Origin of the sequence: Dactylosporangium sp. NPDC006015, from assembly GCF_040614215.1 — a bacterium.
GTDB classification, from domain to species: Bacteria; Actinomycetota; Actinomycetes; order Mycobacteriales; family Micromonosporaceae; genus Dactylosporangium; species Dactylosporangium maewongense.
Map to the genome: position 1 here is coordinate 87,305 of NZ_JBEXUD010000002.1, position 26,489 is coordinate 113,793.

The following is a 26,489-nucleotide window of genomic DNA, read 5'->3' on the forward strand; positions in this document are numbered from 1 at the left end:
GGCCAGGCCAGGTGGGCCAGGCCAGGTGGGCCAGGCCAGGTGGGCCAGGCCAGGTGGGCCAGGCCAGGTGGGCCAGGCCAGGTGGGCCAGGCCAGGTGGGCCAGGCCAGGCAAGGGCGGGTCCGGGGCGGGTGGGTCACGGTCGGCGGACGCCAGGCAGGACAGGCCAGGGCGCACCCGGCCAGGGCAGGGGGCGGGCCAAGGCCGGGCTGTGGCCGAAGTTGCAGGGTCGGGGCAGAGCGGGGTGGCGAGGGCCGCTGAGCACCGAGACCAGAGGCCGAGCGCCGAACGAGGCGTCAGCCCGCGAGTGCCGAGTCGCACCCAAGTGCAAGCCCCGAAACCGGACGCTGGACGGGCGTCCAGCTTGCAAGGGCGCTGCAACGGCCCTCTGGCCGCGGCTCAGCGCTCCGCGAGCTGGTCGCCCCTCAGCCCTTCCGACCTGAGCGCCTCGGTCACACGGGCTCCGTCGGTCAGCCTCGCTCAGCCTCTGCCTGCCTCCGTCGTCTCTCAGCCCTGCTCGGTCAGCCCTGCTCGGTCAGCCCTGCTCGGTCAGCCCTGCTCGGTCAGCCCTGCTCGGTCAGCCCTGCTCGGTCAGCCCTGCTCGGACTCGGTCAGGCTCCGTCGGTCAGGACTTCGCGAGCTGGGCGCGGACCTCGGCTGCGACGCGGCCGCCCTCGGCCCGGCCGGCGACCGCGGCCTGCGCGGCCTTCATCGCCTTGCCCATGCTCGCCATCCCGCTCAGCCCCTCCGCCGCGAGAGCGTCGCGCACGATGCCGGCGAGGTCGTCGTCGGAGAGCTGGGCAGGCAGGTATCCGGCGAGGATCTCCTCCTCGGCCCGCTCCTTCGCCGCCTGAGCCTCCCGGCCCGCGCCGGCGAAGGCCTCGGCGGCGTCGCGCCGCTTCTTCGCCTCCTTGGTGAGCACCGAGAGGATCTCCTCGTCGGACAGCTCACGGGCGGCCTCGCCGGCCACCTCGGCGTTGCGCACCGCGGTGATCGCCATCCGCAGGGTCGAGGTCACCAACCCGTCGCGGGCCTTCATGGCCGTGCGCAAGTCGGACTCCAGGCGCTCCTTCAACATGAGGCAAGTCTATCCGCGGGGTCTGACACAAATTCGGTTGTAAAGGGCCGCTGAGGGCAGCCCGGTACGCTGAAGCAATGCGCTCGAAGACTGTCCGGCGACTTGCCGTCGGTACCGTTGCGGCCGGTGCCGCCACATTTGCCTATGCCTCGCTCGTCGAGCGCAACATGTTCACGCTGCGCAGGTTCGACGTGCCGGTGCTCGCGCCCGACGCGGAGCCGCTGCGGATCCTGCACCTGAGTGACTTCCACCTCACCCCCGGCCAGCACCGCAAGCAGCGCTGGATCGCCGAGCTCGCCGGCACCGATCCGGACCTGGTCGTCGTCACCGGTGACAACATGGCGCACGTCGATGCCGTCCCCGCGGTGGTGCGAGCGCTGACGCCCCTGCTCGATCGGCCCGGCGCCTTCGTGTTCGGCAGCAACGACTACCGCGGTCCGGTGCTGAAGAACCCGTTCGGGTATTTCGATCGAGACAAGCCGTATGTGCAGGGCGCCGTCCTGCCCACCGAGGAGCTGCGCGACGTGCTCACCGGCTCGGGCTGGTCGGACCTCAACAACGCGCGGACGACGATCAAGGCCGGCGGCCGCACCGTCGAGCTGGTCGGCGTCGACGACCCGCACATCGGCCGCGACGACTACGACAGCGTCGCCGGGCCGGCCTCACCGGACGTCGACGTGCGCATCGGACTCACGCACTCGCCGGAGCCCCGCGTCCTGGACCGCATGGCCGACGACGGCTTCGACCTGCTCCTGGCCGGGCACACCCACGGCGGGCAGGTCGCGGTGCCGTTCTTCGGGGCGCTCGTGACCAACTGCGGCCTCGACCGGCGCATGGCGAAGGGCCTGCACCGGTGGCCGTTCTCCTCGGCGTTCCTGCACGTCTCCGCCGGTCTGGGCACCCACCCGACCGCGCCGGTCCGGTTCTCGTGCCCGCCGGAGGCGTCGATCCTGACCCTCGTCCCGCGATGACCGCCACGCCGGCCGTCCCCGCGGCGCCCGCCGCCGTCCGCAAGTGGCCCCGCCGGGCCGCGTACGCGGGCGTGGCTGGTGCGGCCGGGCTCGCCGTGCTGCTGCCGACGGGCACCGCGGGCGCCGGCTGGCTCCTGGCCGGTCAGGTCCTCAACGCCAATGCCGTGCGGGCCTGGCCGGTGCGGGTTCGCGCGTACGCCGGCAACCGCATCACCTTGACCCGCACTCCCGACACGGCCCGCTCGATGCCGCTCGCCTTCGTGTGGCCCGCCGGCCACGCGGTCCTCGGGCCCGTCATCGCCGCCGACCGGGCGAGCGTGACCCGTGAGATCACGTCACTGACCCGCGGCACACTGACCAGCGGGCTCAAGGGGTACACCACCGGCTATGTCTATGAAGGTGACCCCATGTCGGCCCGTGGGCTCCCTTTCGACGAGGTCCGCGTCCCGGCCGAGCTCGGCGACTGTCCGGCGTGGCTCGTGCCGCCGACGACCGGTCCCGCCGATGACACCTGGATCGTCGCCGTCCACGGCCGCGGCGCGCCGCGCGGTGAGGCCCTGCGCATCCTGCCGACCCTGGCCGCGTCCGGGCACAACACGCTCGTCGTCACGTACCGCAACGACCCGGAGGCGTTCCCGAGCCCCGACGCCCTGTTCCACCTCGGCCACACCGAGTGGCGTGACGTGCTGTCGGCGATCGACTACGCCCGCGCCGCCGGAGCCCGCCAGGTGATCCTGTACGGCTGGTCGATGGGCGGAGCCGCGATCCTCAACCTGCTGCGCTCGTGGGACCACGGCGGCTTCGTCCGCGGGATCGTCCTGGACTGCCCCGTCGTCGACTGGATCGCGACGTTGCGGATGAATGCCCGCCAGCTCAACGTCCCGCCCCTGTGGACCTGGACCGCCCTCAAGCTGATCCAGCACCGCCTGGGCGTGCGCTCCGCCGATCTGAACTACCGCGACGTGCCCCTGGACGTCCCGACCCTGCTGTACGTCGACCACGACGACCGCACGGTCGCCCCCGAACCGACGGTCGCCCTGGCCACGGCCTGCCCATCCGTCCAGCTCGTCGAGACCCGCGAGGCCGGTCACTGCCGCAGCTGGAACCTCGATCCGGCCGCTTACGAGTCCACCGTGAGCACCTTCCTCAAGTCCCTCTGACGCGACAGGGGATACCGAGTTGGAGCCCTGCCGAGCGTGGGCTACGATTACCCGGCACGCTCGGGGTATAGCGCAGCTTGGTAGCGCGCTTCGTTCGGGACGAAGAGGCCGTCGGTTCAAATCCGGCTACCCCGACAGCGTCCAGGGCCGGTCTTCCACACGGGAGGCCGGCCCTGACTCATTTTTTTGTCGTACCCCCGTGGGATGCTGCGGGCATGAGCAAAGGTGACCTCCACCGCTATCTGCAGTCCGGCCGCGATGCGCTGCTGTGGAAGCTGGAAGGGCTATCGGAATATGACGTACGGCGCCCGTTGGTGCCGACGGGCACCAACCTGCTCGGTCTGGTGAAGCACGTGGCGAGCGTCGAGTCGGGCTATTTCGGCGTGACGTTCGGCCGGCCGTTCGAGGAGCCGATGCCGTGGATCGGTCCGGGCGCCGAGCCGAGCGCCGACACGTGGGCCACGCCTGACGAGAGTCGCGAGCAGATCGTCGCCCTGTACCGGCGGGTGTGGGCGCACTCCGACGCCACGATCGAAGCGCTGCCGCTCGACGCCGCCGGGCAGGTGCCGTGGTGGTCCGCCGGGCACCGCGACGTGACGTTGCACCGGGTCCTGATCCACATGATCGCCGAGACGGACCGCCACGCCGGTCACGCCGACATCATCCGCGAGCTGATCGACGGCGCCGCCGGCTTACACCAGGGCAACGACAACCTGCCGGCCGAGGACAAGGCCTGGTGGGCGAGCCACTACAACCGCGTGGAGCGCGCGGCGAAGGAGGCCGTTGACGGGTGACGCTTGCGTTCCGGTGGCGAGCGCGGCCGTCGTGGCGAGCGGAGCTGTCGTGTTCATCGAGGGCGCGGCGGTAGGAGCCCCAGCAGCCGCGGGTCGCACCTGCGCCGGTGGGCGCGGCGGCGTCGGGACCTGTCGGTGTGGGCATCCGTCCGCGTTGGCATCCGTCCGCGTTGGAGACGGTGAGATTGCGGGCGGCTACCGGCTGGCCGGCGGCGGTGGCTACTGGATGTGTCGCAGGGCGGTGATGGCGACCGTGGTGTAGGGCATCGTGAAGGTGCCGCCGAGGTGGTCGATGGCGGTGCCGACGCTGTCCAGGATCTCGGTCAGGCGGTCCTGGGGCACGCGGGTGAGGGAGCCTGACGTGGGGAGCTGGTCGAGCCAGGTGGCCGTGGTGTAGGTGTGCTCCCAGGAGAAGGTCCACTCCTCCGGCGCGGTGAAGGCGCCGGTCGCGCGGATGCCGTCGGCGGCCTGGACGAACATCGGGCGGTACATCGCCACGCCTTGCACCGATGCCTGGATGGTGAAGGGGGTGTCGGGCAGGACCCGGTGGTAGACCTCGGCGAAGGTCTCCGCGACGGTCGGAGGCAGCTCCCAGGTGTGCCAGAAGGCCGCCAGCAGGCCGCCCGGCCTGAGCACCTCAGCGGCCTTGGCCGCGCCCGCCGAGGCGTCCACCCAGTGCCAGGCGGTGGCGGCGACGACGGCGTCGAAGGAACGGCCTGCGGGGTCCCAGGACTCGAAGGTCGAGACCTCGGCGTCGATGCCGGCGGCGCGGGCGACGGCGGCCATCCGGGGGTCCGGCTCGACGCCGAGCACCGTGTGGCCGGCGGCTCGCAGCTGGCGGCTCGCGATGCCGGTGCCGCAGCCGACGTCGAGGACGTCTGGGCCGGGTGCGGTGGCGGTGATGCGGGCGATCAGCGCCTCCGGGTAGGCGAGGCGGGTCCGGTCGTAGCGCCCGGCGTCCACGCCGAACGACTCGGCGACCGCCCGGCGCTGCTCCGGGCTCGGACCCGGCTGCGACGACAACAACGCCGGACCCGGCCGCGACGAAGACCCCGAACCCAACGAAGACCCCGAACCCAACGAAGACCCCGAACCCAACGACGGCCCCGAACCTGACGACGGATCCGGACCTGACGACGGACCCGAAGCCGGCAACGGACCCGAAGCCGGGTCGAGGGACGGAGGGGGCGCGGGCGAAGACGGCGGTAGAGTGACCATGCGCCCACTATAAATGGGCAAGCGCCCATTCGGAATGGGCGAGCGCCCACATGTAGGGGCGCGAGCCCGGAACAGCAGGACGGAGACACGGTGCCGACTGGGGTGGCGTTACGCGACGCGCGGCAGCAGTTGCTCGACGCGGCGGAGCGGGTGCTGTTGCGGGACGGGCCGGGGGCGTTGACCAGCAGGACGGTCACGGCGGAGGCGGGCTGCGCCAAGGGCGTCCTGCACCGGCACTTCAAGGACTTCGACGACCTGCTCGTCGAGCTCGTCCGCGACCACGCCGGGCGGACGATGGCCCGCGGGGAGGCCCTGAAGGCCGCCGTGGGCACGGGCACCGTCCAGGACAACGTCGCCGAGGCGTTGGAGGAGTTGTTCACCTCGGTGGCGGTGGCGGTGGTGCCGCTGATGACGTTCCGGGACGAGCTGCGTGCCAGGCTGCGCCAGACCTGGCCCACGAGCCTGCCGGTGTTGCAGGAGGCGGCGGATTCGATCGCCGCCTATCTGGCCGCCGAGCGTGGCCTCGGCCGCATCGCCCCGGGGGCCGACACCGACACCCTGGCGAGGATGCTGATCGGCACGGGTCATCTGCTCTACGCCGACCGCCGCGTCGCCCCGCCGGCCGCCGAGACGGTCCGCGCGACCATCAGCGCCGCCCTACCGATGCGAGGCTGACGGGCGCGCGGCGCCAGAAGATGCGGCGTCAGAAGATCTTGCCGGGGTTGAGGATGTTGTCGGGGTCTAGGGCGGCCTTGATCGAGCGGTGCGCCTTCAGGCCGGTGGGGCCGATCTCCCGGGCGAGCCAGTCGCGCTTGAGGAGGCCGACGCCGTGCTCCCCGGTGGAGGTGCCGCCGAGGGCCAGGCCCAGGGACATGATGGCGTCGAAGACCTTCTGGCCGCGGGCCAGGCTGGTGGGGTCGGAGCGGTCGATGACGATGATGGGGTGGAGGTTGCCGTCGCCGGCGTGGCCGACGGTGGCGACGACCACGCCGTGGGTCGCGGCGATGGACTCGATGCCTTCGATGAGCTCGACGAGCCGGGTGCGCGGGACGGCGACGTCGTCGACCATGATGCCGCCGCCGCCCGGGTAGAGCTGCGCGGCGAACTGCTCCAGCGCGGGGTGGGCGAGGCGGCGGGCGGCGAGGAGGGCGTCGGCCTCGACGCTGTCGGTGGCGACGTGGACGTCGGAGGCCTGTGCGTGGCGGCAGAGGGCGGCGATCGCGGCGAGGTCGTCGGGAGCCCGGCTGCCGGAGTCGACGGCGGCGATGAGCAGCGCGGCGGCGGTCGTGGGCAGGTCCATGGGGCGGTAGGCCTCGATGGCGCCGAGGCTGACCCGGTCGATGACCTCCAGCATGCTGGGCTGCAGGCCGGAGGCGATCACGGACGAGACGGCGGCGCCTGCGGCGGGGAGGGTGTCGAAGACGGCGACGAGGGTGAGCGAGTCGGCGGGCGCGGGGCGCAGCTTGACGGTGATCTCGGTGATGACGCCGAGGGTGCCTTCGGAGCCGACGAAGAGGCTGGTGAGGTCGTAACCGGCGACGCCCTTGGCGGTGCGCCGGCCGCAGTTGAGGACCTCGCCGCTGGCCAGGACCACCTCGAGGCCGATGACGTGGTCGCTGGTGACGCCGTACTTGACGCAGCACATGCCGCCGGCGTCGGTGGAGACGTTGCCGCCGATGGTGGACTGCTCCCAGGAGCCGGGGTCGGGCGGGTAGTAGAGGCCCTTGTCGGCGACGGCGCGGCGGAGCTGGGCGTTGACGACGCCGGGCTGGACGACGGCGACACGGTTCGCGGCGTCGATGTCGATGATCTCGTTCATGGCGACGAGGGACAGCACGATCGCGCCGTCGATGGCGTTCGCGCCGCCGGCCAGGCCGGAGCGGGCGCCCTGCGGGATGACGGGGACGCGGTGCCGACTCGCGGCGCGGAGGACGGCGGAGACCTGGCCGGTGGTCCGGGGACGGACGACGACCGCGGGGGTGCCGTACGCGCACAGGTCGGCCTCGTCGTGCTCGTACGAACGCAGCAGGTCCGGGTCGGTGAGGACACCACCCTCGTGAGGCAGTGCGGCACGGAGCGCCTGAATGAGATCCATGCTGAGATCCATGTTTGGCAGGCTAGTAGGCGTGCTCTACATCGACACGCCGCGGTGGCCGGCGCACGGCAGGTTCTGGGCCCATCTGATCAGCGACGTGTCGGTGGCGGAGCTGCACGCGTTCGCGGAGCTGCTGGGGGCGCCGCGGCGTGGGTTCGAGCGGGATCACTACGACGTGCCCGCCGAGATGGCGCAGCGAGCCGTCTGGCTGGGTGCGGAGCGGGTGACCGGCAAGGAGATCGTGGCGCGCCTGAAAGCTGCCGGGCTGCGTCGGCCACGACATTTGTCCGGTTCAGCGGACGCATCCAGGACAGTGAAATAGCTGCTCAGGGGTTGTTTTTGGGGGTAACTTAGGCGACCCTTGCTTAGGTAAGGCTAAGCGAGGAGTGCAACCGTGTATGTCTGCATCTGTGCCCGCGTCCGGGAGTGCGAGATCCGGCGGGTCATCCGCGCCGGGGCGCACAGCGAGGACGCCGTCGGCGACGAGTGCGGTGCCGGCACCGGCTGCGGGACCTGCCTCGATCGGGTGGCGGACCTGATCGAGGCGGAGGCGCCGAATGCTGTATTGCCCGCTTTGGCCTAGAAAAGCGGCTACCCTGCCCACATGCAGGGGGATGCACGAGTCATTGAATTTCTCAACGAACAACTGACCGCCGAGCTCACGGCGATCAACCAGTACTTCCTTCACGCCAAGATGCAGGAGAACTGGGGATACACGGTCCTGGCGAAACACACCCGGCACGAGTCGATCGACGAGATGAAGCACGCCGAGGTGCTGACCGACCGGATCCTGTTCCTGGACGGTCTGCCCAACTACCAGCGCCTCTTCGCGCTGCGGATCGGCGAGACCGTCCCGGAGCAGTTCAAGTGCGACATGCAGATCGAGATGGAGGCCGTCGACCGGCTGCGGCGCGGCATCGAATACATGCGCTCGATCGGCGACGTGACGTCGGCCAACATCTTCGAGGAGATCCTCGAGGACGAGGAGCACCACGTCGACTACCTGGAGACCCAGCTGGCCCTCATCGAGAAGCTGGGCGAGCCCTTGTATCTGCAGAACGTCACGGAGCACCCAGAAGCGTCGTGATCTCGGCCCGCAGGTTGTCGTGTGCGCGGGCGGTCCACTCCGCCCGCGCCGGCACCGCGCGGAACAGCGATGGCTCGGCGAGGAACGACCCCAGGATCTGTGCCCGCCCGGAGCGGAAGGCTTCCTCAGGAACGGCCGCGTACTCCGCTCGTACAGACGCCGCATAACGGGCATAGTCCGCCGGCGGCGCCGCGAGAATGGCGAGGTCGGCGTCCGCGAGCAGCGCGCCGTTGCGGTCACCGCCGGCGACGGTGTGGCCCGCCGTGAGACGGACGAGCCGGGCCACCTCGGCCACCCGGTCCGGCGGGACGCCCAGGCCGGGCAGCACGTCCAGCGCCAGGGCGGCGCTGCGCTCCTCGTTGTCGGCGGCGAACGGCTCGTAGACCGCGTCGTGGAACCACGCCGCCATCCGCACGGCATCGACGTCGTCGGCGGCATCGCCGTGATCGTCGATGACCTGGAGCATGAATCCCAGGTGGTCGAGGGTGTGGTACCGCCGGTGCGGCTCCGACCAGCGGGCGATCAGATCGGCCCCGATCGAAGCATCACCGGGAAACAGGCGCTGCCAGTCAGCCAACGACACCATACGAGGACTGTAGGGCCTCCACGATGTGCTCGATGCTGACCGCCCGGCCCGCGGCGCGGTCGCGCTGGTGGTCCGGCAGCAGCGGCAGCGTCACGGAGCGCAGCGTCTGCGCGTCCGGCGGCTCCGTGAGCCGGTGCCGGGCCCGCAGGCCGTCCGCGGCGCCGATCAGCCGCGCCGCGTGCCCCGGGTCGTCGGCCGCGACCAGCGCCGCGACCACGTCCAGCGAGATCGCCAGGTCCAGCCGGTCGCCGACCTCGTGCCGGGTGACCAGTGCGGTCACCAGCAGCCGCAGCGCCTCGACCCGGTCGCCCTCCAGCCGGGCGGCGAGGCCGAGCTGGTGCTGGGCCATCGCGGCGCCGAACGCGTCGCCGATCTGCCGGCTGAGGGTGAGGCTCTCGTCGAGGGCCTCGCGGGCCGCGGCGATGTCGCCCCGGGCGAGCATGATCTGCCCGAGGCACTCCAGGGCGAGCAGGATGCCCCGCGTGTTGCCGGCGGCGCGCTCCAGCGCGAGGCACTCGGTGGCGTAGCGCTCGGCGACCGCGATCTCACCCTGCGACAGGGAGACCTTGCTCAGGTTGCCCAGCGACGCGGCGACCCCCTGCGGCACGTCGAGCTCCCGCCAGATCGCCAGGCTGTGCCCGAACTGCTCGGTCGCGCCCGCGTGGTCGCCGCCGCCGATCGCCGCGATGCCCATCGCGTTGTGCGCGTGGCCCACGGTGGCGCGGTCCCCCGCCGCGGTCGCCTTCTCCAGGGCGGAGGCGCCGTAGCGGAACGCCTCCTCGTGCTCGTCCTGGGTCGCGGCGAGGATGGCGGCGGCGTGCAGCAGCCGCGCCAGGGCGCCGTCCTCGAGTCCCGGGGCCGCCAGCAGCGCCGTGAGCCATTCGCGACCCTCGTTGATGTGGGCGCCGTTTCGCCAGTACCGCCAGAGCCCCAGACAGATCCGGGTCTTGATGCCCACGCCCGCGTGCGCGAAGGCGGCCCGCACGTTCTGGTAGTCCGCCTCGACCCGGCCCGTCCACTCGACCTGCTCCGGCCCGGACAGGCCGGCGGCCGACGCCTCCGCGAACTCGGCGTAGAAGTCGGCGTGCCGGTCCAGGGGCGCGGCCTCGTCGCCGAGCCGGTGCCTGGCGTACGAGCGGATCGTCGACAGCAGCCGGAACCGGCCGTCGTCCTCGTCCCGGACGACCAGGTGCTTGTCGACGAGCCCTTCGAGCCGCTTGACCAGCAGGTCGAGGTCGCCGCCGGGCAGCGTGACGGCGAGCGCGGCGGCGGCCGTCCAGCCGCCGGCGAACACGGACAGCTCCGTGAGCAGCCGCTGCCCCTCGGCGTCGAGCAGCACGAAACTCCAGTCGATCGCCCCGCGCAGGGTCTGCTGCCGCGCCGGCAGGTCCCGCGGCCCGGCGCCGCCGAGGGAGTCGAGGTCGCGGTCGAGGTGCTCGGTGAGGTGGTTGAGCAGCTCGTCGGGGGTCCAGCGGTCGATGTGCGCGGCGGCCAGCTCGATGGCGAGCGGCAGGCCGTCCAGGCGCCGGCACAGCGCCGCGACCGGCAGCGCCGTGTCGATGGTGATCTCGAAGTCGGCGTCGACGGCCCGGGCGCGCTGCTCGAAGAGCGTCACCGCGGGCGAGTCGGCGAGCGTCGGCACCTGGTACACCTGCTCGCCGTAGAGCGAGAGCCGCTCCCGGCTGGTGACCAGGGCGCGGACCCCCGGCGCCGCGGCCAGCAGGTCGCTGACGAGGGCCGCGCCGTCGTCGACGACCTGCTCGAAGTTGTCCAGGACCAGCAGCAGCTCCGACTCCTCGAGCTGGTCCAGCACGGTGTCGAAGAGGTGCTGGTCGGGCAGCTCGCTGACCTGCAGCGCCCGCGCCAGGGCGGCGGTCATCTGCTCGGCGTCGGTGCTGTCGGCGAGCGGCACGAACACGGCGCCGCCCTCGAAGTCGTCGGCGGCGACGGTGGCGGCCGCCAGCGACAGGCGGGTCTTGCCGATGCCGCCGGGGCCGACCAGCGTGACCAGCCGCGCGTCCCGGATCAGGGCGGCGACCTTCGCGGTCTCCCGGTCCCGTCCGACGAGCCGGGTCATCGGCACGGGCAGCCGGCTGCGGCGGCGCCTCGCCTTCGGTGGCTTGACCGTCCAGGTGCCGTCGGAAGCGCCGATGAGCTCGCCCTGCGACCGCAGCCGGGCCAGCTCCGCCTCGGCCTTCGCCGGCAGGCCGCCGGAGCGCTCGACGAGCCGGTCGACCAGCGCCTTGCTGGGCTCGCCGGCCAGGGCGATGCGCATCCAGATGCGCAGCGTCGCCGGCGACCACGGGGTCAGCTCGACGACGGCCTCGCGCAGCCCGGTGCGGCGCGGGTCGTCGTCGCGCGGGTTCGTGGTCGCGTACACGATCGCCGCGGCGTCCCCGAGCTCCGGCAGCGGGTCACCCACGTCCGCCAGCAGGATGCATCCGGGGGTTCGCTCCGCCGCCAGTACCGCCGGAAAACCGCGCAAACGGGCGATCTGGGCGACTTCACGGAGGAAACGGGTGTGGCCCGCGCCCGGTGGGCCGACGATCCGCAGGGCGGCGTGGCCACCGGCGGCGACCCGCGTGAGGAACTCCTGCGTGCTGCTCAGCGCCGCGTCGCGCTCCCACAGCCGGGACGAGCCGCCGCCCTGCCCGCCCGAGACCTCGACGTCGTCGCCGACCGCCTGCCCGCGGCCGCGGCGCTTCGCGAGATAGTTGCGGCGGTCGGCGGCGGCGATCAGGGTCTCGCCGTCGGTACCGTCGACGGGGCTGGTCGCCACGCCGAGGCTGATCGACAGGTGCAGCGGCGGGGTGCCGGCGAACTCCCGGGCGCGGATCTCGTCGGTCAGCCGGATCGCGAGGCGCAGCGCCTCGTCGGCGCCGGTGTTGGGCAGCAACAGCACGAACTCGTCGCCGCCGTAGCGGAACAGCATGTCGTCGGTGCGGATGAGCTCGGCGATCCGGTCGGCGAGCTGGCGCAGCAGCAGGTCGCCACGGAGGTGGCCGAAGGCGTCGTTGACCGTCTTGAAGTGGTCGACGTCGAACAGCAGCAGGCTGCACCCGGCGACGTCGTGCAGGGCGCCGTCCAGCGCGGCACGCGAATGAGCACCGGTGACTGGATCCATCGTCACCGGTGCTGGGCCGCCCTGCACGTTCATTGTCAACTTGATCGGCCTTCCGGGGTCGCCGATGAGGTGTTCAGCAGGTTTTGGCCGTCCGGTGTCCACCCGCTGGATGTTCGTCGGCGCCGAATGTCCCTTTGCGTCCGCGCGACGTGACTATCTGTGAACGCTCCCGCATGTTGGGTGAGCCAAGGTCGGCGCCTCCGGTGGCGCCGTGGACGTCTCGCAGGTCATCGCCGGGATCGACTGGGCCGTGCAGCACCGCAACGACGACAAGGCCAACCCGATCCGGATCATCACCCTCGCGTACCCAGCCGACCTTCTACGACCCGCTGAACTACGCCGTCGAGAACGCGTGGCGCAACGGTGTCGTCGTCGCCGCGGGCGGCAACGCCGGCACCGTCGCCACGCTCACCAACCCGGCCAACGACCCGTCGGTGCTGTCCGTCGGCTCGGCCTCGGTCAACAACACCGTCAGCAGCGCCGACGACACCGCATCGTCGTTCAACTCCCGCGGTGTCGCGCGCAACCTGGACCTGCTCGCACCCGGCGAGCAGATCGTGTCGCTGCGTGACCCGGGCTCCCACCTCGACCAGACCTACCCGGGCGCCCGCGTGGGCGACCGGTACTTCCGGGGCAGCGGCAGCTCGCAGGCCGCGGCGGTGACGTCCGGCGGCATCGCCCTGCTCCTGCAGAAGCGCCCCACCCTCACCCCCGACCAGGTCAAGGCGCTGCTCAAGAGCACCGCCACGGCGCTGCCGGGCGGCGTGGGCGAGCTCCAGCACCTGGTCCGCGAAGCGTTGGAAGTGAGGTGTTCGTCCGGCCGGGCCTGACGTCTGCGCTTTTCTTTTTCGTCAGCGTTTCAGTCGCCTCTTTCGTCAGCGTTTCAGTCGCCGCCGCCTGAGTCGCCGCCTGAGTCGCCGCCGCCCCAGTCGCTGCCGCCGTCGTCGCCGTCGGCGTCACCGTCGGAGCCGCCGCGGCCCCTGCGGCGTCCGGCGCCGCGCCGGTTGTTCCGGCTCGACCGCGCCACCTGCCCGCCGGCGAGCCGCGCCCGGCGCAGCACCTCCTCGCGGCTGAGCTCCCGCCGTCCCGACCTCTTCGCGGCGGCGACCGCCACGATCACCAGCAGCAGCACGATGCCGACCCCGATGCCCCACACCATGCGAGCATCATCGTCCGGTTTCTATGCCGGACGCTGCTCGGACTTCGTCAAGGTCTGCTCATTTCTCCCGCGACCGCCGTGCAACCGCCGTGCGGCCTTCATGCGGCCTTCATGCGGTCTTTATGCGATCGCCGTGCGGTCTGACCGGAAGCCGCGGACGTCCGGGACGCCGAGGCGGGCGGCGTCGGCGGTCAGGTCGTCCGGCATGCGCTGCGACTCCTGCTCCGCCGCGACCCGTGCCAGGTAGTGGTCGATCTCCGTGGACCGGGTCGCGGCGTCCCAGCCGAGCACCTCGCCCATGATCGCGGCGGTCTCCGAGGCCGAGGCGGCGCCGCGGTGGTCGGTCTCGAAGGAGATCCTGGTCCGGCGGGTCAGCACGTCCTCGAGGTGCAGGGCACCCTCGGCGAGCGCCGCGTACGCCACCTCGGCCGCGAGGTACTCCGGCGCGCCGGGCAGCGGGCGGCGCAGTGACGGGTCCAGGGCGAGGACGTCGAAGGCGAGCGAGCCGTACCGCTCCAGCAGGTGCTCCAGGACGCCGACGGAGATCCCGTGCCGGCGGGCGAGGTCGGCGCGGTTGGTCCACAGCGAGTGGTAGCCGTCGGCGCCGAGCAGTGGCAGGTCGGCGGTGCGGGAGGCGGGGACCAGCCCACCGTGCCGGCGCAGGCCGCCGAGGCGGTGCGCGACGCGGTCGATGACGTCGGCGGCCATCACCCGGTACGTCGTGTACTTCCCGCCGGCGATCAGCATCAGCCCCAGCATCGGCTCGACGACGGCGTGGGTGCGCGACAGCGCGGAGGTCTGCTCGTCCTTGCTGTGCGGCTGCCGGTGGCGGGCCTCGCGGGACAGCAGCGGCCGGAGGCCGGCGTAGACGCCCTCGATGTCGGCGGTCGACAGCGGCCGGTCCAGGACCTCGTTGACCTGGCCGAGCAGGTATGAGATGTCGGTCGCCGAGGCCGCCGGATGGCCACGGTCGAGGTTCCAGTCGGTGTCGGTGGTACCGATGATCCAGTGCCCGCCCCAGGGGATGACGAACAGCACCGACGTCTGGGTGCGCAGGATCAGGCCGGCCTCGCCGGTGATCGCGGAGCGGGGCACCACCAGGTGGACGCCCTTGCTGGCGCGGACCTGCATGCCCGCCGACTCCCGCGGGCCGGTGCCGGACAGCAGGCCGGCGATGTCGTCCATCCACACGCCGGTCGCGGCGACGACGGTGCGGGCGTGGACCTCGAACTCCTCGCGGGACTCCAGGTCACGGACCCGCACGCCGGTGACCTCGCGCGCGTCGCGGAGCAGCCCGACCGCGCGGGCGCTGGGCACGACGGCCGCGCCGAGGCTGGCGGCGGTGCGCGCGAGCGTCGCGACGAGCCGGGCGTCGTCGACCTGGCCGTCGTAGTACTGGATGGCGCCGCTGATCGCGTCCTCACGCAGCGACGGGAAGCGGCGGTGGGTCTCCGTGCGGGACAGGTGCCGGTGCAGCGGCATCCCCCGCGGCGCGGACCCGTGCAGCTGGGCGGCGGTGGCGAACGCGTCGTAGAGGCCGACGCCGGCGCCGTAGTACGCCCGCTGCCAGACCCGCTGGACGACGCCGGTCAGCCCCCGGTGCGCGGGCAGCGGCACCAGGATCGGCACCGGCCGCACCAGGTGCGGCGCGAGCCGGGTCGCGAGCAGCCCGCGCTCCTGCAGCGCCTCGGCGACCAGGCCGAACTCGAGCTGCTCCAGGTAGCGCAGGCCGCCGTGGATCAGCTTCGAGGACCGGCTGGACGTGCCGGAGGCGAGGTCGCGGGCCTCGACGAGCGCGACGGACAGCCCGCGGGACGCGGCGTCGAGCGCCGCCCCGGCGCCGGTGACCCCACCGCCGATGATCAGGACGTCGAAGCGCTCCCGGCGCAGCCTGGAGACGTCCTGCGCGCGGCGGGCGGGCGACAGGCGGCTGGCCTCGAAACGGGACGTGGAGGGTTCACGGCGCACCTCACTACGGTAGCCGCGCCCGTCACGGGGCATCACATCATCGTGTCCATCACCGAACGCATCATCAACGCGCCCGTGGAGCAGGTCTTCGCCGTCCTGTCCGACGGGTGGACCTACAGCGACTGGGTCGTCGGCACCGCGCACATCCGCGACGTCGACCCGGCATGGCCCGAGCCCGGCTCGCGGCTGCACCACAAGGCCGGCCCGTGGCCGATGTCGATCAAGGACCACAGCGAGTCGCTGGACTGGATTCCCGGCCGGATGCTGCTGCTCAGGGTCCGTCTGTGGCCCGCGGGCGTGGGGCAGGTGCGCTTCACGCTCGACCCGCTGGACGCCCAGGCGACCCGGGTGACGATGCAGGAGCAGTTCACCAGCGGGCCGATGCTCGCGGTCCAGAACAAGATCGGCGACGTGGTGCTGCACTACCGCAACGGCGAGGCGCTGACCCGGCTGGCGGATCTCGCGGAGCGGTCACCGGTCGCCCGCCGCCTGGCTCACCGGTAGATCGCCCGCATCGCCCTCCCGATGCCCGCGGCGTAGGCGTCGCCGAGCAGCGGACGGTGGCGGGCCAGCGCCGCCCGGGCCGCGTTGGCGCCGGCGGCACCGTGCACGCCGCCGCCGGGGTGGGCGCTGGAGCTCGCCAGGAACAGCCTGTCCACGGGCGTGTCCGCGCGTCCGAGACCGGTCACCGGCCGCCAGACGAGCTGCTGGAACGCCGCCGCGGTACCCCCGTTGATCGCGCCGTCGACGAGGCTCGGGTTCTTCTGCGCCAGCTCCGCCGGGCCGCTGACGTGCCGCGCCAGGACCAGGTCGTCGAAGCCTGGCGCGTGCCGGCGCACCGCGTCCTCGACCCGGGCGATCTGCGTGCGGACCATCTCCGCGTCGACCTCGCCGGGCTTCGCGGGGCGCGGCAGGTGCGTGTAGGCCCACAGCGACTCCGTGCCGGCCGGCGAGCGGGTCGCGTCGGCCGTCGTCATCTGCCCGATGAGCAGGAACGGGTCCTCGGGCGCGCGGCCGGCGGCGAGGTCCGCCGCGTACCGCTGGGGGTCGGTGCCGAGGTGGACGGTGCCCGCGCCCGCGACGTCCGGCGAGATCCACGGGACCGGGCCCGACAGCGCCCAGTCGATCTTCAGCGTGGCGTTGTCCCAGCGGAAACCCTCCAGGTCCTGCAGCAGCCGGACCGGCAGGTGCTCTTGCAAGATCAGGCTCTGGTACAGGGTGGGCGCCGGCACGTCCGCGACGACGGCGCGACGCGCGCGGACCAGCCGGCCGTCGGTGCACCGGACACCGAGCGCCCTGCCGCCGCCGACGACCACCCGGTCGACCATGGCGCCCGTGCGGATCTCGCCCCGGCGCCCGAGGCGGCGGACCAGGGCGTCGGTGAGCTGCTGGGCGCCGCCGACGGGCACCGGGAACCCGTGCTGCTGGCCGAGCATCGCGAGCAGCCAGCCGAAGCCGCCGCTGGCCGCGTCGTCGGGGGCCAGGTCGGTGTGCAGGGCCAGGCCGGTGAGCAGCAGCCGGCCGCCGTCGCCGTGGAAGAGCTCCTCGCCGAGGACCCGGGCCGGGACGAGGAACCGGCGGCCGAGGCGAAGCGCCTCGCCGAGCCCGGCGCGGGCGGCGAGCCGCACCCCGGAACGGACCGGGGGAAACGGGGTCAGCAGCGACGGGAGGAGGTCGGCGGAGAGTCGGCGCCACTGCTCGTACACCTGCCGCCAACGTGAACCGTCGCCCGGTGCGAACCGCTCCAGCGACTCCGCCGTGAGGTCCAGCTCCCGGCTGAGCACGGCCGCACGCCCGTCCGGGAACAGGTGCGCGACGACCTCGGGCGCGTGCGTCCAGCGCAGCCCGTGCGCCTCGAGGTCGAGCGCGAGCAGCGGCGGCGACCCCGCGCCGAGGGGGTAGAACGCGCTGCACAGGTCGCTCAGGAAACCGGGCGCGGTGATCTCCGCCGAGCGGACGGCGCCGCCGACGTGCCCGGTGCCCTCCAGCACGAGCACGTCCCAGCCCGCGTCGGCGAGCATGTTGGCGGCGACCAGACCGTTGTGCCCGGCGCCGATGACCACCGCGTCGACCGTTTCCCGCATGCCCCTCAGTTTGCCCCCGCGGCTCATCCGAAACTGTCGTAGGCGAGTCGTAGAGTGCGGCCATGGGTCGATCACGGGGTTGGGCGCTGGGATTGACCATTGTCCTCGGCCTCTGGGCGGTGGCGGTCACGGTCGCCGTCCACGCCGGGGTCTGGGTCGTCGGCGAGGGCCTGCTCGCGCTGGGATTCGAGCTGCCGTCGTTCGTGTGGCCGGCCGCGGGCTGGCTCGCCGCCCTTCTGGTCGCGGGGCCCGCCTTCCTGCTCGCCCGGCTGTCGCGTGTCGCGTTCGCCCAGGTCGCGGGCAGGCAGTGGGCGCTGACCGCGCTGCTCGGCGGGCTGCTCGGCACGGCGCGGATCATCCCGACCACCGCCCACGAGGGCTATCTGGCGCTGCTCGCCGTGACCGCCGCGGTCGCCGCGACCGTGCACCGCGCCGTCCGGGGGCGGGCGCCCCGGTCCAACGGCTGGCTGTTCTGGCTGTGCCTCGCGATCGGGCTGGTCGCGCTGCTGCCGTGGCTGTGGGTCGGAGCGTTCGGCGGCCAGATGGAGACGGTCCTGGCCGCGCTCGCCGCGGTGGCGGTCGCCTGGCTCGCGGTGCGACCGGCCACGGCGCTCGCCGACGCCGGCTCCTCGATCCGCAGCGTCTGGGGCGGCACTGCCATCGGCGGCCTGACCGCCGGGGTCGGCCTGGTCACGCTCGTCGCGGGCGCCGGCGAGCCGGCGGTGCAGCTGTTCGCGATGGTGGCGGTGCCGCCGCTGGCGTTCGCGCTGGCCGCGCTCGCCCGCCGCGGCCACCCGTCGGCGCTCGCCCTGCTGGCGCCCGCGCTGTTCGGCCCGCTCGCCCTGGTCGACCCTGAGGAGACGTCGCTGCTGCTCGGGCTGCGCGACGTGGCGTTCTGGTCGGCGATCGGCGCGCTGGCCGGCCTGGTCCTGGCGCTGGTGGTCGCCGCGGCGGCGGTGCCGGCGACCGGGCGGATCGTATGGCGGCCCGGGTTCGCCGCGCTCGCCGCGGCCGTCGTGCTCGCGGGCGGCGCCACCGTGTATGCGACGCTCGGCCAGCCCGGCTTCCACGGCGAGCACCTCTTCGTGATCATGAAGGAGCAGGCCGACCTGAGCGGCCTCCGCGAGGTGCCCGACCGCACCACCCGCATCCGGCAGACCTATGAGCGGCTCGTCGGCACCGCCGAGCGCTCGCAGGCGTCGCTGCGCGGCGCGCTGCGCTCCAGGGGCATCGACTACACGCCCTTCTACCTGGTCAACGGCATCGAGGTGGCCGCCGGGCCGCTCGCGCGGCGCTGGCTGGAGGGCCGGCCCGAGGTCGACCGCGTCCTGCTCAACCCGCGGCTGCGCCCGCTGCCGGCCGTCGCGGCACCGACCCGCGGCGTGCTGCCCGCGCCGACCGCCCCGCCGTGGAACCTGACCCTCATCAAGGCCGACCAGGTGTGGTCCCACTTCACGACCGGGCGCGGCATCGTCGTCGGCAGCTCCGACTCCGGCGTCGACGTCACCCACCCGGCGCTGCGCACGTCGTTCCGCGGCTCCGACGACTCCTGGTTCGACCCTGTCGACCACACCGCCGCCCCCGCCGACCACAACGGCCACGGCACCCACACCCTCGCCACCGCGGTCGGCGCCGGCGTGGGGGTCGCTCCGGGAGCGCAGTGGATCGCGTGCTCCAACCTCCCGCGCAACCTGGGCAGCATGGCCAACTATCTGAGCTGCCTGCAGTTCATGCTGGCGCCGTTCCACCCGGGCGCCGACCCCATGCACGACGGCCAGCCCGACCGCGCCCCGCAGGTCCTCACCAACTCCTGGGGCTGCCCCTCCGTCGAGGGCTGCGACACCCGCTCCCTGCGCCACGCCGTCGACGCCTTCGCCGCCGCCGGCATCTTCTTCGTCGCCGCCGCCGGCAACACGGGCCCCGGCTGCGCCACCGTCACCGACCCCCCGGCCAACTACGCCGCCACCTTCACCATCGGCGCCGTCACCAGCACGTCGCAGGTCGCCTCCTTCTCCAGCCGCGGCCCCACCCCCGACAACCTCCCGAAGCCCGACCTGATGGCCCCCGGCGCCGCCGTCGTCTCCGCCCTGCCGGGCGGCGGCTATGGCGCCCTGAGCGGCACCTCCATGGCCACCCCACACGTGGCGGGCGTGGTCGCCCTGATGTGGGCGGCGAACCCCGCCCTCATCGGCAACATCGAACAGACCCGCGCCATCCTCATCCACACCACCCAGCCCGTCGACATCTCCACCTCTTCCTGCGGCCCCACCGACACCGCGGGCGCCGGCCTCGTCGACGCCCTGGCCGCCGTCACCGCCGCCACCGCCACCCACCCGACCCCTTAACCCCGCCGCTGCTCGACCTTCCCCTGCGGCCCTCCGCCACCCGCCCTCGCCAACACACCGGTCACGCCAACCAACCTCTGAACCTGCCGTCCACCGCTCCTCGGCTTCCCCTGCGGCCCCTTCGACACCGGCCACTGAACCAACCCCTAGCCGGACGCCACCCACCGCTTCACGGTCTTCCCCACGGCTCCGCCGACGCCGCCAGCGCAGGCCTCGCCAGTACACCGCCCAACCAACCCTTAGCCCGGCGCTGTCCACCGCTCGTCCGTCTCTCCTACGGCTCCCCCGAAACCGGCCTCATCGACGCACCGGCCACCGCCACCACCCGATCAACCCCTTGCCCGCGGCCCTCCGATACCGCAGCGCCGGCCTCGCCGACACCGGCCACCGCCGATCCCCAATTGACCTGCGCCCCCGTGCAACAGCGCGGACGCCGGCCTCGCCGATGCATCGACCACCGTCGTCGTTGCCACCCAAACCAACCCTTAGCCTTCGAACCCCTCCGGCGCTGCGGCGCCAGCCTCGCCGATACACCGGCCTCCATTACCCAACCAATCCCTGAGATCCGGACGCTGCCTACCGCTCCTCGACCTCCCAATGCGGCCCGTCCGACACCGCCGACACCGGTCTCGCGGACACTCCAGCCGCCGTTACCGAACCAACCCCTCACTCGACTCCACCCACCGCTTCACGGCCTCCCCCTGCGGATCCGCCGGCGCCGGCCTCGCCGACACACCGGTCAATGGCACCGACCGACCAAACCCTCAGCCCGACGCCGCCCACCGCTCATCGGTCTCTCCCCACGGCTCCGCAGAAACCGGCCTCATCGACGCACCCGCCACCGCCACCACCCGACCACCCTTTGCCCGCGGCCCTCCGACACCGCAGCGCCGGCCTCGCCGATACACGGACCGCCGCCACCCAACCAATCCCTCAACCCGCCACTGCCTGCCGCTCCTCGGCCTCTCCCGGCCTCTCCCTTCAGCCCCTCCGACACCGCCGATGCCCACCTCATCGACGTCACCCGCCGAACCCCTTAACTTGCGCCCTCTTCCAACACTGCGGACGCCGGCACACCGGCCACCGCCGCCGCTGCCGCCCAAACCGATCCCTTGACCTTCGGACCCTCCAACACCGCGGCGCCGGCCTCGCCGATACACAGCCCGCCGTCACCCAACGCCGCGCACCGCTCCACGGTCTCCCACTGCGGCTCCGCTGACACCGCCGGCGCCAGCCTCGTCGTCGTGCTGGCCAGCCCTCAACCTGCCGCTTTCTCCGCGCCTGTCCAGCCTCCGCGGTATCGGTTCGCATCGGCGGAGGCCCCGACACGGGCGCCGGGTGGCTGGCGAAGCTGCGGATGGCGCGCTTTGATCAAGGTGACAGGGTCGGGGCGGTCGAACAGTTAGGTATGTTTACCAAATGATCGGTGAGTGGGTGGGTGGGCCTGAGGTGGCTCGGTTGTGTGCGGGGGCGCTGGACCTGCCGGAGGATGCCCGGGAGGCGGAGGAGCTGGTAAACCGGCTGGCGGCGCCGCCTGAGGGGCGGGTCGCCGTGCGGCTGGTGGAGCTGGACGACGCGGGGGACGCGGTCGGCGTGGTGTTCGGGTCGATCAGCGACAGAGACCCAGCGCTCGGGCACATCGAGCTGCTCGCGGTGGAGCCCGGGCGGCGGCGGGAGGGGATCGGCAGCGGGTTGCTGGCGGCGGCGGAGCGGCGGTTGGCGGAGGTCGGGGCGCGGAGAATCCGGATCGGGGGCAACCCGCCGTGCTACGCGTGGCCGGGGATCGACGTGCGGTACACGCCGGCGGTGTGCCTGGCGGAGCGGGCCGGGTACCAGCGGACCGACACCGCCTGGAACATGACGGCCGACCTGAGCCAGGTGAGCGCGACGCAGCAGGCGGACGAGGAGCGGCTGGAGAAGGCCGGGGTCAAGGTCCTGCGGGCGGGCAGCGACACGCCGGAGTGGGTGCGGGGCATCTGGGGCGACGGCTGGGCCTGGGAAGCGGCGCAGTCGATGGGGTGCTGGGTCGCGGTGAGGGACGGCGAGATCCTAGGGTTCGCGGCGTACGGTGCGAACCGCCCCAGCTGGTTCGGGCCGATGGGCACCGCGCCCGCGGCGGAGGGGCTCGGGGTGGGACGGGTGCTGCTGCGGCGGTGCCTCGCGGACCAGTTCGACGACGGGCACCTGACGGCGCAGATCGGGTGGGCCGGGCCTGTCGCGTTCTACTCGAAGACGGTCGGCGCCCGGCTCGAACGCATCTTCTGGATCTACACGAAAGACGTACACCTGCCGCAAACGCAATAAGCGCATGAAGGGCAGGCCGTGGGTTCGCCACGATCCTGCCCCGCACACGTCGCACCAGCGCCCAGTGATCCCCCGTCATGCCACGGGCGGCCGGTGCCGTCTCAACACCCGACTCGAAGTCCCAGGGGCTGGGTCAGCGGTCGGGCTGGTTGGCCCGCTTGTCCTGCGCGGTGGTCTGCTGCTCCTGCTGGAGCTTCTTTGCCTGCATGGTGGCCGTGTTCGCGGTCGCCTGCTGTCCCGTGATGTCCGCGTCCGGGGTGATCATCATGTCGTCGGAACGGTCTGGGTCCATGTAGCCGAGGTCGTCTTCGCTGCGGTGCATGCCGCGGCTGTCGAAGTTGCTGTTCTTCTGTGACTTACCCATGGCTTCCCCCTCGTGTAGGCCGCTCCCACCATATGAGGACCGTTCACGTGATGCGGGCAAATTCCACATTTCGCATCTAGAGTCGCGGGGATGAGCGGTGCGATACCAGTAATCGACGGCCACAACGACCTGCCGTGGCGGCTGCGGATGCGCGGCCCGGCCGACATCGCGGGTCACGCCGCAGGGCTGCACACGGATCTCCCCCGCCTCCGGCAGGGCGGCGTCAAGGCGCAGTTCTGGTCGGTGTACGTCCCGTGCGGCATCCCTCAGTCCGAGGCCACCGTGAAGGTGCTCGAGCAGATCGACCTGGTGCACCGGCTGGTCGACGCGCACCCCGGCGAGCTCGCGCTGGCGACGACCGCCGACGAGGTCGAGCGGATCAGCGAAACCGGACGGATCGCGTCGCTGCTCGGCGCCGAGGGCGGGCATTGCATCGATGACTCTCTCGGCGTTTTGCGCAGTCTGTACCGCCTGGGCGTCCGCTACCTCACGCTCACCCACGGCAAGAACACCGCCTGGGCCGACAGCGCGACGGACGAGCCCGCGGTCGGCGGCCTGTCGGCGTTCGGCGTGGAGGTGGTCCGCGAGCTGAACCGGCTCGGCATGATGGCCGACCTGTCGCACGTGGCCCCCGAGACGATGCACGCGGCGCTCGACGTGTCCACGGCGCCGGCGTTCTTCTCGCACTCCTCCGCCCGCGCCCTGTGCGACCACCCGCGCAACGTCCCCGACGACGTCCTCACCCGGGTCCGCGACACCGGCGGCGTGGTGATGGTGACGTTCGTGCCGTTCTTCCTCAACGAGACCTGCCGCCAGTGGGGCGACGAGCTCGTCCGCGTGGAGGACGCCATCCCCGCCGAGTACGGCTCCCAGGAGTTCGAACGCCTGCAGCGCGACTGGATCGCCGCCAACCCCTGCCCCCCGTCCACCGTCCGCGACGTCGCCGACCACGTGGAGCACGTCCGCGACGTCGCCGGCATCACCGCGGTCGGCATAGGCGGCGACTTCGACGGTACGGAAGTCCTGCCCACCGGCCTCCACGACGTGTCGACGTACCAGTCCCTGTTCGAGGAGCTACGGACCCGCGGCTGGTCCGACGCCGACCTGCGCCGCCTGGGCTGGGAGAACACACTGCGCGTCCTGCGCGACACCTGCGGCTGACCCCCACACCCCAGCCATGATCGAAGGACGGATCCGGCCGCCCGCACAACCAGATCCGTCCTTCGATCATGGCTGGAGGACGGAGACGCCACGACGCCGCGCTGATCACGGCAGGCAAACCGCAGACAAGAACGCAGCCCGGGTAACCAACCGCGGGCGAATCACCGCGGGGCCGACCAGCGCGGCGCCGAAGCATCGCCGCCGGACCGACCAAACGCCGGCGCGACAAGCCACAGGCGGAATCGCGGCCCACCGACCTGCACCACCTGGGCTGAGAGAACACGCTGCGCGTCCTGCGCGACACCTGCGACTGACCCACCACGCCCGGCCGCCAGCCGCTACACCCCCGCCATGATCGAAGGACGGATCCGGTCGTGCTGGCGGCCAGATCGGTCCTTGGATCATGGCTGGAGGACGGAGACGCCACGACGCCGCGCTGATCACGGCAGGCCAACCACAGACAAGAACGCAGCCCTGCCCAGCCAACCACGGCGAATCGCCGCAGGACCGACCAACGCGGCGCGAAGCGTCGCCGCCGGGCTGACCAAATGCCGGGCGACAACCACGGACGGAATCGCGGCCCGCCGACCTGCGCCGCCTGGGCTGAGAGAACACGCTGCGCGTCCTGCGCGACACCTGCGGCTGGCCCCACGCCCCCGCCGCCAGCCGCCCCGCCCCGCCATGATCGAAGGACGGATCCGGCCGCCCGCACAACCAGATCCGTCCTTCGATCATGGCTGGAGGACGGAGACGCCACGGCGCCGCGCTGATCACGGCAGGCAAACCGCAGACAAGATCGCAGCCCGGGCAGCCAACCACGGACGAATCGCCGTGGGGCCGACCAGCGCCGGGGCGACAAACACCGAGCGGAATCGCGACCGGGCCGACCAACCGCCGGAGGAAGGCGGCCAACCACAGGCAGAAGAACCACGGTTGGGCCGACCAGACGCCGGAGGGCGGCCGACCACAGGCGGAATCGCCCGGTCAGAGAGGGCCCGGTCAGACGCCGAGCGGCGGAGACGGCCCGCCGCGCAACAAACCGTCAGCGACGGGCGGGGCCAGCGGCGGACCGTCAACGCCGGGGCTGGAGCCGGCGGCAAACCGTCAGCGGCGGGGCTGAGGCCCGCGGCAAAACCGTCAGTGGCGGGTCGGAAGTGTGTGGACAGCAAGAAGGGCAGGCCCGGAACGGGCCTGCCCTTCTTGGAAGAGCTGGACTCAGAAGTCCATGTCGCCGCCGCCGGGGGCGCCCGCGGGGGCCGGGGTCTTCTCCGGCTTGTCCGCGACCACTGCCTCGGTGGTGAGGAAGAGCGCCGCGATCGAGGCGGCGTTCTGCAGGGCGGAGCGGGTGACCTTGGCCGGGTCGATGATGCCCTCGGCCAGGAGGTTCACGTAGTCGCCGGTGGCGGCGTTGAGGCCCCAGCCGGCGTCCAGGTTGCGGACCTTCTCGACCACGACGCCGCCCTCAAGGCCGGCGTTCACGGCGATCTGGCGCAGCGGCGCGTCAAGGGCGACCTTGACGATGTTGGCGCCGGTGGCCTCGTCGCCGACCAGGTCCAGCTTGTCGAAGGCCGACTTGCCGGCCTGGACGAGCGCGACGCCACCGCCGGGGACGATGCCCTCCTCGACGGCCGCCTTCGCGTTGCGCACGGCGTCCTCGATGCGGTGCTTGCGCTCCTTGAGCTCGACCTCGGTGGCCGCGCCGACCTTGATGACCGCGACACCGCCGGCGAGCTTCGCCAGGCGCTCCTGCAGCTTCTCGCGGTCGTAGTCCGAGTCCGACTTCTCGATCTCGGCACGGATCTGCGCCACCCGGCCGTTGATGCCCTCGGCGTCGCCGGAGCCCTCGACGATGGTGGTCTCGTCCTTGGTGATGACGACCTTGCGGGCCTTGCCGAGCAGGTCGAGCGACGCGTTCTCCAGCTTGAGACCGACGGTCTCGGAGATGACCTGACCGCCGGTCAGGATCGCGATGTCGGTCAGCATGGCCTTGCGGCGGTCGCCGAAGCCCGGGGCCTTGACGGCGACGGACTTGAACGTGCCACGGATCTTGTTCACGATCAGGGTCGCGAGGGCCTCGCCCTCGACGTCCTCGGAGATGATCGCGAGGGGCTTGCCGGACTGCATGACCTTCTCCAGCACGGGGAGGAGGTCCTTCACCGCGGAGATCTTCGACTCGACGATGAGGATGTACGGGTCGTCGAGGACCGTCTCCATCCGCTCGGTGTCGGTGACGAAGTACGGCGAGATGTAGCCCTTGTCGAAGCGCATGCCCTCGGTGAGCTCCAGCTCGAGCCCGAAGGTGTTGCTCTCCTCGACGGTGATGACGCCTTCCTTGCCGACCTTGTCCATCGCCTCGGCGATGATCTCGCCGACGGTGGAGTCACCGGCGGAGATCGAGGCCGTGGAGGCGATCTGCTCCTTGGTCTCGACGTCCTTGGCAAGGTTGGCCAGCTCCGACGCGACGGACGCGACGGCGGCCTCGATGCCGCGCTTCAGCGCCATCGGGTTGGCACCCGCGGCGACGTTGCGCAGACCTTCACGGACCAGCGCCTGGGCGAGGACGGTCGCGGTCGTCGTGCCGTCACCGGCGACGTCGTCCGTCTTCTTCGCGACCTCCTTGACCAGCTCGGCGCCGATCTTCTCGTAGGGGTCCTCGAGCTCGATCTCCTTGGCGATGCTCACACCATCGTTGGTGATGGTGGGCGCGCCCCACTTCTTCTCGAGGACGACGTTGCGGCCCTTGGGGCCCAGCGTCACCTTGACGGCGTCGGCGAGGGTGTTCATGCCCCGCTCGAGGCCGCGGCGCGCTTCCTCGTCGAACGCGATAATCTTGGCCATTCGGCGTTGTCCTCCTGGACACTCCGGCTACGCCTCGCGACCCACGTGGGGCCGGCGGCTCACCGCCTGCTTTCGCACCTTCAAGGACCCAGCGGGATCCTCAATGGTCGGGCCGGATGAGCCCGCGACGACCAGCCCCTCGACGCTCCCGCGC

General features: G+C 72.3%; 22 protein-coding genes and 1 tRNA gene. 13 read left to right on the forward strand and 10 right to left on the reverse strand.

The window, feature by feature from the left end:
- Positions 1-624: 624 nt before the first annotated feature.
- A complete protein-coding gene (locus tag ABZ321_RS03550) occupies positions 625-1,077 on the reverse strand; it encodes a GatB/YqeY domain-containing protein (RefSeq protein ID WP_344514212.1) in 453 nt (150 codons plus the stop codon).
- Between the two features lie 77 nt (positions 1,078-1,154).
- Between ABZ321_RS03550 and ABZ321_RS03555 the strand changes: the two genes are divergently transcribed.
- The 4 genes from ABZ321_RS03555 (at position 1,155) to ABZ321_RS03570 (ending at position 4,002) form a co-directional block, all read left to right on the forward strand.
- A complete protein-coding gene (locus ABZ321_RS03555) occupies positions 1,155-2,048 on the forward strand; it encodes a metallophosphoesterase (RefSeq protein ID WP_344514214.1) in 894 nt (297 codons plus the stop codon).
- Complete coding sequence (locus ABZ321_RS03560; protein ID WP_344514216.1) at positions 2,045-3,208, forward strand: prolyl oligopeptidase family serine peptidase; 1,164 nt, start codon at positions 2,045-2,047, stop codon at positions 3,206-3,208. Before ABZ321_RS03555 ends, ABZ321_RS03560 begins: the two co-directional genes overlap by 4 nt.
- Positions 3,209-3,269: 61 nt before the next feature.
- Positions 3,270-3,343 (forward strand) — tRNA-Pro (locus ABZ321_RS03565).
- An 80-nt stretch (positions 3,344-3,423) separates the two neighbouring features.
- The gene (locus ABZ321_RS03570; RefSeq protein WP_354889097.1) at positions 3,424-4,002 is read left to right on the forward strand and encodes a DinB family protein; all 579 of its coding nucleotides are present in this window, start codon (positions 3,424-3,426) and stop codon (positions 4,000-4,002) included.
- 219 nt (positions 4,003-4,221) lie between these two features.
- On the opposite strand, the gene ABZ321_RS03575 is transcribed toward ABZ321_RS03570, so the two are convergent.
- Positions 4,222-5,028: a class I SAM-dependent methyltransferase gene (locus tag ABZ321_RS03575; RefSeq protein ID WP_354889099.1), complete on the reverse strand. Its 807-nt coding sequence runs from the start codon at positions 5,026-5,028 to the stop codon at positions 4,222-4,224.
- Positions 5,029-5,310: 282 nt separating this feature from the next.
- Here ABZ321_RS03575 and ABZ321_RS03580 point away from each other — a divergent pair, with 282 nt between their 5' ends.
- Complete coding sequence (locus ABZ321_RS03580; protein ID WP_354889101.1) at positions 5,311-5,895, forward strand: TetR/AcrR family transcriptional regulator; 585 nt, start codon at positions 5,311-5,313, stop codon at positions 5,893-5,895.
- A gap of 28 nt (positions 5,896-5,923) precedes the next feature.
- Here the strand turns inward: ABZ321_RS03580 and ABZ321_RS03585 are convergent, their stop codons facing one another.
- Positions 5,924-7,315: an FAD-linked oxidase C-terminal domain-containing protein gene (locus ABZ321_RS03585; protein WP_344514224.1), complete on the reverse strand. Its 1,392-nt coding sequence runs from the start codon at positions 7,313-7,315 to the stop codon at positions 5,924-5,926.
- A 31-nt stretch (positions 7,316-7,346) separates the two neighbouring features.
- On the opposite strand from ABZ321_RS03585, the gene ABZ321_RS03590 reads away from it, so the two are divergent.
- The 3 genes from ABZ321_RS03590 (at position 7,347) to bfr (ending at position 8,402) form a co-directional block, all read left to right on the forward strand.
- Positions 7,347-7,637 carry a DUF4031 domain-containing protein gene (locus ABZ321_RS03590; protein ID WP_344514226.1) on the forward strand — a complete coding sequence of 97 codons (291 nt, stop codon included), beginning with the start codon at positions 7,347-7,349 and terminating at the stop codon, positions 7,635-7,637.
- Positions 7,638-7,709: 72 nt separating this feature from the next.
- Complete coding sequence (locus ABZ321_RS03595; RefSeq protein WP_344514228.1) at positions 7,710-7,898, forward strand: (2Fe-2S)-binding protein; 189 nt, start codon at positions 7,710-7,712, stop codon at positions 7,896-7,898.
- A 21-nt stretch (positions 7,899-7,919) separates the two neighbouring features.
- On the forward strand, positions 7,920-8,402 hold the full coding sequence (bfr, locus tag ABZ321_RS03600; RefSeq protein WP_344514230.1) for a bacterioferritin: 483 nt from the start codon (positions 7,920-7,922) through the stop codon (positions 8,400-8,402).
- On the opposite strand, the gene ABZ321_RS03605 is transcribed toward bfr, so the two are convergent.
- Both ABZ321_RS03605 and ABZ321_RS03610 read right to left on the reverse strand, forming a co-directional pair.
- The gene (locus ABZ321_RS03605; RefSeq protein ID WP_344514232.1) at positions 8,377-8,988 is read right to left on the reverse strand and encodes a metal-dependent phosphohydrolase; all 612 of its coding nucleotides are present in this window, start codon (positions 8,986-8,988) and stop codon (positions 8,377-8,379) included. The genes bfr and ABZ321_RS03605 overlap by 26 nt on opposite strands.
- Positions 8,972-12,112 carry a diguanylate cyclase gene (locus ABZ321_RS03610; protein WP_354889699.1) on the reverse strand — a complete coding sequence of 1,047 codons (3,141 nt, stop codon included), beginning with the start codon at positions 12,110-12,112 and terminating at the stop codon, positions 8,972-8,974. Before ABZ321_RS03610 ends, ABZ321_RS03605 begins: the two co-directional genes overlap by 17 nt.
- 203 nt (positions 12,113-12,315) lie before the next feature.
- Between ABZ321_RS03610 and ABZ321_RS03615 the strand changes: the two genes are divergently transcribed.
- Positions 12,316-12,942, forward strand: a complete 627-nt coding sequence (locus ABZ321_RS03615; protein WP_354889105.1) for a S8 family serine peptidase — start codon at positions 12,316-12,318, stop codon at positions 12,940-12,942.
- A gap of 53 nt (positions 12,943-12,995) precedes the next feature.
- Here ABZ321_RS03615 and ABZ321_RS03620 read toward each other — a convergent pair whose 3' ends face one another.
- Together ABZ321_RS03620 and ABZ321_RS03625 are read right to left on the reverse strand one after the other, a co-directional pair.
- On the reverse strand, positions 12,996-13,271 hold the full coding sequence (locus ABZ321_RS03620; protein WP_344514236.1) for a hypothetical protein: 276 nt from the start codon (positions 13,269-13,271) through the stop codon (positions 12,996-12,998).
- A gap of 120 nt (positions 13,272-13,391) precedes the next feature.
- Positions 13,392-15,272, reverse strand: coding sequence for a glycerol-3-phosphate dehydrogenase/oxidase (locus tag ABZ321_RS03625; RefSeq protein WP_344514238.1), 1,881 nt, complete (start codon positions 15,270-15,272; stop codon positions 13,392-13,394).
- Positions 15,273-15,281: 9 nt separating this feature from the next.
- Between ABZ321_RS03625 and ABZ321_RS03630 the strand changes: the two genes are divergently transcribed.
- Positions 15,282-15,743 (forward strand): SRPBCC family protein, encoded by a 462-nt coding sequence (locus ABZ321_RS03630; protein ID WP_354889107.1) that lies wholly within the window; start codon positions 15,282-15,284, stop codon positions 15,741-15,743.
- Here the strand turns inward: ABZ321_RS03630 and ABZ321_RS03635 are convergent.
- A complete protein-coding gene (locus ABZ321_RS03635) occupies positions 15,734-17,323 on the reverse strand; it encodes an NAD(P)/FAD-dependent oxidoreductase (RefSeq protein ID WP_344514242.1) in 1,590 nt (529 codons plus the stop codon). The genes ABZ321_RS03630 and ABZ321_RS03635 overlap by 10 nt on opposite strands.
- A gap of 62 nt (positions 17,324-17,385) precedes the next feature.
- On the opposite strand from ABZ321_RS03635, the gene ABZ321_RS03640 reads away from it, so the two are divergent.
- Both ABZ321_RS03640 and ABZ321_RS03645 read left to right on the forward strand, forming a co-directional pair.
- The gene (locus ABZ321_RS03640; protein WP_354889109.1) at positions 17,386-19,668 is read left to right on the forward strand and encodes a S8 family serine peptidase; all 2,283 of its coding nucleotides are present in this window, start codon (positions 17,386-17,388) and stop codon (positions 19,666-19,668) included.
- Positions 19,669-21,087: 1,419 nt separating this feature from the next.
- Positions 21,088-21,972, forward strand: a complete 885-nt coding sequence (locus ABZ321_RS03645; RefSeq protein ID WP_354889111.1) for a GNAT family N-acetyltransferase — start codon at positions 21,088-21,090, stop codon at positions 21,970-21,972.
- 133 nt (positions 21,973-22,105) lie between these two features.
- On the opposite strand, the gene ABZ321_RS03650 is transcribed toward ABZ321_RS03645, so the two are convergent.
- Positions 22,106-22,336 carry a hypothetical protein gene (locus tag ABZ321_RS03650; RefSeq protein ID WP_354889113.1) on the reverse strand — a complete coding sequence of 77 codons (231 nt, stop codon included), beginning with the start codon at positions 22,334-22,336 and terminating at the stop codon, positions 22,106-22,108.
- Positions 22,337-22,426: 90 nt separating this feature from the next.
- On the opposite strand from ABZ321_RS03650, the gene ABZ321_RS03655 reads away from it, so the two are divergent.
- On the forward strand, positions 22,427-23,497 hold the full coding sequence (locus ABZ321_RS03655; protein WP_344514250.1) for a dipeptidase: 1,071 nt from the start codon (positions 22,427-22,429) through the stop codon (positions 23,495-23,497).
- A 1,215-nt stretch (positions 23,498-24,712) separates the two neighbouring features.
- On the opposite strand, the gene groL is transcribed toward ABZ321_RS03655, so the two are convergent.
- Positions 24,713-26,335, reverse strand: coding sequence for a chaperonin GroEL (groL, locus tag ABZ321_RS03660; protein WP_344514252.1), 1,623 nt, complete (start codon positions 26,333-26,335; stop codon positions 24,713-24,715).
- Positions 26,336-26,489 lie beyond the last annotated feature (154 nt).

Bases quoted from the DNA above. Each gene is read 5' to 3' on its own strand.
- ABZ321_RS03550 (WP_344514212.1), bottom strand. From the start codon at position 1,077: ATGTTGAAGGAGCGCCTGGAGTCCGACTTGCGCACGGCCATGAAGGCC.
- ABZ321_RS03555 (WP_344514214.1), top strand. From the start codon at position 1,155: ATGCGCTCGAAGACTGTCCGGCGACTTGCCGTCGGTACCGTTGCGGCC.
- ABZ321_RS03560 (WP_344514216.1), top strand. From the start codon at position 2,045: ATGACCGCCACGCCGGCCGTCCCCGCGGCGCCCGCCGCCGTCCGCAAG.
- ABZ321_RS03570 (WP_354889097.1), top strand. From the start codon at position 3,424: ATGAGCAAAGGTGACCTCCACCGCTATCTGCAGTCCGGCCGCGATGCG.
- ABZ321_RS03585 (WP_344514224.1), bottom strand. From the start codon at position 7,315: ATGGATCTCATTCAGGCGCTCCGTGCCGCACTGCCTCACGAGGGTGGT.
- bfr (WP_344514230.1), top strand. From the start codon at position 7,920: ATGCAGGGGGATGCACGAGTCATTGAATTTCTCAACGAACAACTGACC.
- ABZ321_RS03605 (WP_344514232.1), bottom strand. From the start codon at position 8,988: ATGGTGTCGTTGGCTGACTGGCAGCGCCTGTTTCCCGGTGATGCTTCG.
- ABZ321_RS03610 (WP_354889699.1), bottom strand. From the start codon at position 12,112: ATGGATCCAGTCACCGGTGCTCATTCGCGTGCCGCGCTGGACGGCGCC.
- ABZ321_RS03620 (WP_344514236.1), bottom strand. From the start codon at position 13,271: ATGGTGTGGGGCATCGGGGTCGGCATCGTGCTGCTGCTGGTGATCGTG.
- ABZ321_RS03625 (WP_344514238.1), bottom strand. From the start codon at position 15,272: ATGCCCCGTGACGGGCGCGGCTACCGTAGTGAGGTGCGCCGTGAACCC.
- ABZ321_RS03635 (WP_344514242.1), bottom strand. From the start codon at position 17,323: ATGCGGGAAACGGTCGACGCGGTGGTCATCGGCGCCGGGCACAACGGT.
- ABZ321_RS03640 (WP_354889109.1), top strand. From the start codon at position 17,386: ATGGGTCGATCACGGGGTTGGGCGCTGGGATTGACCATTGTCCTCGGC.
- ABZ321_RS03645 (WP_354889111.1), top strand. From the start codon at position 21,088: ATGATCGGTGAGTGGGTGGGTGGGCCTGAGGTGGCTCGGTTGTGTGCG.
- ABZ321_RS03650 (WP_354889113.1), bottom strand. From the start codon at position 22,336: ATGGGTAAGTCACAGAAGAACAGCAACTTCGACAGCCGCGGCATGCAC.
- ABZ321_RS03655 (WP_344514250.1), top strand. From the start codon at position 22,427: ATGAGCGGTGCGATACCAGTAATCGACGGCCACAACGACCTGCCGTGG.
- groL (WP_344514252.1), bottom strand. From the start codon at position 26,335: ATGGCCAAGATTATCGCGTTCGACGAGGAAGCGCGCCGCGGCCTCGAG.